General features: G+C 71.7%; 3 protein-coding genes. 1 reads left to right on the top strand and 2 read right to left on the bottom strand.

Annotation, left to right across the window (positions count from 1 at the left end; genetic code table 11):
• Positions 1-947: ABC transporter permease (locus VKH46_17360; protein ID HKB72602.1), on the bottom strand; the 947-nt coding region annotated here is incomplete at its 3' end.
• Positions 948-1,036: 89 nt separating this feature from the next.
• Between VKH46_17360 and VKH46_17365 the strand changes: the two genes are divergently transcribed.
• Positions 1,037-3,601 (top strand): protein kinase, encoded by a 2,565-nt coding sequence (locus tag VKH46_17365; protein HKB72603.1) that lies wholly within the window; start codon positions 1,037-1,039, stop codon positions 3,599-3,601.
• On the opposite strand, the gene VKH46_17370 is transcribed toward VKH46_17365, so the two are convergent.
• The gene (locus tag VKH46_17370; protein HKB72604.1) at positions 3,591-3,980 is read right to left on the bottom strand and encodes an ACT domain-containing protein; all 390 of its coding nucleotides are present in this window, start codon (positions 3,978-3,980) and stop codon (positions 3,591-3,593) included. The genes VKH46_17365 and VKH46_17370 overlap by 11 nt on opposite strands.
• Positions 3,981-4,109 lie beyond the last annotated feature (129 nt).

Here is a 4,109-nt window from a genome sequence, read left to right on the forward strand (position 1 = left end):
GCCGCCGCGCCGGCGAGCGTGCCCGCCGCGCCGATCGACGCGCCCAGCCACCAGTAGATCCGCGAGAGGGATCCTCCCGAGGCGCCGAGGGTCGAAAGCACGCCGAGGTCCCGCCGCTTCTCCACCACGAGGAGCGCGAGATCGGAGACGACGTTCAACGACGCCACCACCACGATGAGGAAGACCGTCACGAAGATCAGGACCTTCTCGAGGCGGAGCGCGAAGGTCAGGCCGAGATTCGTCTCGGCCCAGGTACGGACCCGCACGCCTTCGCCGAGCCGCGGCGCGACCGCCGCGCGGACCGCTTCGGCCCGCGCGGCGGAACGGAGCCGCACGGCCAGGCCCGACACTACGTCCGCGCCTCCCGCGAGCGTCCGCGCGTCGGCCGGCGACAGGGTGACCTCGGCGGCGGACGCCGACGGCGGCGCCGTCGAGACCGACGCAACCCGGAGCGGGAGCGCGACCGGCACCGCTCCGAGCGGCGAGAGCTCCGACCGGTTCCCGACGAGACGCACGTCTCCCCCGCGTCCGACGCCGATCTGACCGGCGACGGCCGCCGACACCCGCGCCTCGCCGGTGGGGACTTCCGCATCCGAGCGAAACCGGACCGGAAGCGCCGTCCGCGCGCGCGGGTCGGTGATCCAGCCGCGCCCGTCGACGAAGGCCGAGACGTCGACGACCTCCGGATCGCGCGCGATCACCGCGGCGAGGGCCGCCGAGCGCGCAAGGAAGGCGCCCTGCGCGGGCGTGACGAGGAGGTGCGGCGTGTCGCGGGAGAGACGCTCCCGGATGCGGTCCTGAAAGCCGGTCAGGAGGGCGATCGAGAGGATCAGGGCGGCGACCCCGACGGCGAGGCCGCCGAGCGCGATCGCCGAGACGAGCGCGACGTGAGCGCGCTTGCGCGATGCGGCCAGATAGCGCCAGGCGATCGAGAGCTCCAGGGGCATCGGCCGGAGAGTAACCCGGAATCACCCGTCACCGGCGGTAGAATTCGCGCCACGGAACCCGGCGGAAACCTCCGCCTCGAAAGGAACGTTTGACGCTCGCCCTCGGCGACCGCCTCGGCCCCTACGAGATCGTCGCTCCCCTCGGCGCGGGAGGAATGGGCGAGGTCTATCGCGCGCGGGACGCGAAGCTCGCGCGAGAAGTCGCGGTCAAAGTCCTGGCCGATCGTTTCGCGAGGGATGCCGCCGCCGTGGCCCGGTTCGAGCGGGAGGCGCGCGCCGTCGCGGCGCTGTCGCATCCGATCATCCTCGCGATCCACGATTTCGGCCGCGAGGGGGAAACCGTCTACGCGGTGACCGAGCTCCTCGAGGGGGAGACGCTCCGGAGCCGCCTCGGAGGCGCTCCCCTTTCCGTCCGCCGCGCGATCGATCTCGCCGTGCCGATCGCCCGCGGCCTCGCCGCGGCGCACGAGAAAGGGATCGTCCACCGGGACCTGAAGCCCGAGAACATCTTCCTCACCGTCGACGGAAGGCTCAAGATCCTCGACTTCGGCCTCGCGAAGCTCCTCCCCGCCGATCCCGGCGGCGCCGACACCGCAGCCCCGACGATCGAAGCGGCGACCGAGCCGGGCGTCGTGCTCGGGACGCTCGGGTACATGGCCCCGGAACAGGTTCGCGGCAAGCCCGCCGACCACCGCACCGACATCTTCGCGTTCGGCGCGATCCTGTACGAGATGCTCTCCGGGCGCCGCGCGTTCCGGGGCGAGACCGCGGCGGATACGATGTCGGCGATCCTGAAGGAGGACCCGCCCGAGCGTTCGGAGACGAACCGCAGCGTCCCGCCGGCGCTCGAGCGCCTCGTGCGGCGCTGCCTCGAGAAGAGCCCGCCCCAGCGATTCCAGTCGGCGAGCGACCTCGCCTACGAGCTCGAATCGATGACGGCGGCGTCTTCGGCTTCGGTCGCCGCGCGGCCCGGACCGTTCCGGGATGCGGCGCGTCGCGTCGCCGCGCCCGCGCTCGCGCTCGCGGCGCTGGCGGCCGGCCTCGCGGCGGGCCACTGGCTCTGGAAGCCGCGGGCGGCGGCCGTGCCTTCCTTCGTGAGAGTGACCTTCCGCCGCGGCAACATCGGGATCGCGCGCTTCGCGCCCGACGGCGAAACGGTGGTGTACGGCGCGTCGTGGGAGGGTGCGCCGGTCGCTCTCTTCTCGACCCGGATCGGGAATCCGGAGTCGACGCCGCTCGGATACGCGAAGGCGAACCTCGCCGCGCTCTCATCGACGGGAGAGCTCGCCCTCTCTCTGCGTGACCAGGCGCTTTCGGGAACGCAGGGGGTCGGAACGCTCGCGCGCGCGCCGCTCGGCGGCGGGGAGCCGCGTCCGATGCTCGAGTTCGTCGACGCCGCCGACTGGGCGCCGGACGGCAAGGACCTCGCGATCGTGCGCCAGCTCGGCGGCCGCAGCCGCCTCGAATACCCGGTCGGCAACGTCCTCGTCTCGAGCGTCCACCTCGACTCGCCGAGGTTCTCGCCCCGCGGGAACCGCATCGCGTTCGTCGAGCAGGAACCCCGCGGGACCACGATCGGGTTCACCGATCGGAAGGGAGCGGTCACGCGGCTTCCGGGAGAATGGCAGGGCGTCAGCTCGGTCGCCTGGGACCCGTCCGGCGACGCGATCTGGTTCGCGGCGTCGGGCGTGCACGGCGACAGCACGGTCTATCGCACGGATCTCCGCGGACGGGCGGCCGCCGTCTTCTCGATCCCGGACGGAGCGATCGTGCACGACGTCGCGAAGGACGGGCGGGTCCTGCTCGAGCGGTACCACCCGCGCCGCGGAATCATCGCGCGTCCGCCGGGAGCGACCGTCGAGAGGGACCTCACGTGGTTCGACCTGTCGGATCTCGTGGATATGAGCGCCGACGGCTCGACCGTCCTCTTCACGGAAAGGGCCGCGGCGGGAGGGAGGGCCGGAAGCTTCTTCCTCCGGAAGACCGACGGCTCGCCGGCGGTCAAGCTCGGAGACGGCATGGCGTTCGAGCTCTCCCCGGACGGCCAGTGGGTCCTCGCCCGCCTCGAGGGATCGCCCGGGCTCGCCCTCGTCCCGACCGGCGCCGGGACGCCGATCCCCCTCCCACGCGGCGAGATCGAAAAGATCGGCGCCGGAGCATTCTTTCCCGACGGGAAACGGCTTCTCGTTGTCGGTGCGCCGGCGGCGAACTCCCCCCGGTGGTACGTGCAGGAGATCCCCGGGGGGACGCCGCGCGTCTTCAACGCGCAGGGTTTCGGGACCTCCGGCAAACCGATCTCGCCCGACGGCCGCGTCGCGGTCGCGTTCCGCGACTGGCAGGAGGACCTCTATCTCCTTCCGTTCGACGGGGGACCGGCGCGGCCGATCCCGGGCACGAAGCAGCTCGACCCTGTCGAATGGACGCCCGACGGGCGCTCGATCTATGCCTTCGAGAGCGGGAGCATCCCCGCGCGCATCGTGAAGATCGACGTTTCGACCGGCGCCCGCACGCCGTTCGAGAACCTCTTCCCGGCGTCGATCCCGACGGTGATCAGCATCCGGAATCCTCTCCTCACCCCCGACGGCCGGGGGTATGCCTTCGGCTACAGCAGCGCGTCGTCTTCGGACTTGTACGTCGTCGATCTCAGGGAGTGACGGGGCCGATCCGCGCGGCTTCGATCGCGTCGATCGCGAGAGAAAGCGCCGACTTCGGGACGAGCACGTAGTCGGTGTCGAACGTGCTGACGGCGAAGACGGAGATCTTCGCGACCGCGAGCGGCGCGAGCACCGACTCGAGGACTCCCGTCGCGGTGAAGGGAAACGGGCCGGCGAGCTTCAACATCGTCCAGCCCCGCTCCACCCGTACGCCTTCCGGAACCGCCGACTCCGGGCAGACGATCGAAAGCTCTTCCCCCGTGCGAGTGATCGAGGAGAACACGTCGCTCGACGCCCACCGCGGAACCGGGGAATCGGGAGCGAGCCGGGCGACCGCCCAGCTCCCCGGCTCGACCGTGACCCGCGGGGTCTCAGTCAAACTCGAAACCCGGCTCGAGCTGCTCCGGGCCGACGCGGCCCGCCTCGATCGACGCCTTGAAATAGTTCTCGCCGCGCACCGGCGCGCCCGCGAGTCTTCGCAGCATTGCGATCTGCCCGACGTGCGCGA

It is taken from the genome of Thermoanaerobaculia bacterium (genome assembly GCA_035260525.1).
Classification (GTDB): Bacteria; Acidobacteriota; Thermoanaerobaculia; order UBA5066; family DATFVB01; genus DATFVB01.